The following is an 804-nucleotide window of genomic DNA, read 5'->3' as shown; positions in this document are numbered from 1 at the left end:
CCGATATCGGCATGGCGGTCGGCACCGGGACCGACGTGGCGATGGAAGCGGCGGATATTACCCTGATGCGCGGCGATCTCAAGGCCATCGCGGACGCGATTGAAATGAGCCGCCGGACGATGGGCAATATCAAGCAGAATTTGTTCTGGGCGCTCGGCTACAATACGATTGGCATTCCGGTGGCCGCGCTGGGATTTCTGGCGCCCTGGCTGGCGGGCGCGGCCATGGCGTTCAGCTCGGTTTCGGTCGTGCTGAATGCGCTGCGGCTGCAGCGGGTAAGGTTATAGAGGAGCGACATAACATATTGAAGGGAAGCGACGGGAATGAGCAAGAACATCAGGGAATCCGATGATGCCTCCCTTGACAATGCGGTGCTGTCCCTGCTGGCGGGACACGTCTCTATCCGCAAATTCCGGCAGGAGCCGGTGAGCGCGGAACAGCTTGCCGCCATTATCGGGGCGGCCCAGATGGCCTCCACTTCCAGCAATGTGCAGGCATACAGCGTGATTGCGGTCACCGATCCGGCGCTGAAATCGGAGCTTGCGGATCTTGCCGGGAACCAGGCTTATGTGGCGGAGTGCCCGGTCTTCCTGGTCTGGTGCGCCGATCTGTACCGGCTGCGGGAAGCAGCCAAGCCGCATTTGAGCGGCGCCGCCACCTATGAGGACTCGGCGGAGAATTTCATCATAGCCACCGTTGATACCGCGCTGGCCGCGCAGAACGCCGCCGTAGCGGCGGAGTCGCTGGGGCTTGGCATTGTCTACATCGGCGGGATACGAAGCAAGATCGCCGAGGTGTCGGAGC

General features: G+C 61.9%; 1 protein-coding gene and 1 pseudogene. Both read left to right on the top strand.

What is annotated here, in order from left to right:
* Positions 1-287: pseudogene (locus L692_RS0126195) on the top strand (heavy metal translocating P-type ATPase); the annotation flags it as partial.
* 36 nt (positions 288-323) lie between these two features.
* Positions 324-804: nitroreductase family protein (locus tag L692_RS0126190; protein WP_025702845.1), on the top strand; the 481-nt coding region annotated here is incomplete at its 3' end.

Source organism: Paenibacillus forsythiae T98, assembly GCF_000520735.1.
Lineage (GTDB): Bacteria > Bacillota > Bacilli > Paenibacillales > Paenibacillaceae > Paenibacillus_AQ > Paenibacillus_AQ forsythiae.
Note: the sequence above shows the minus strand (reverse complement) of the source record. Positions and strands in the feature narration are given on the sequence as shown.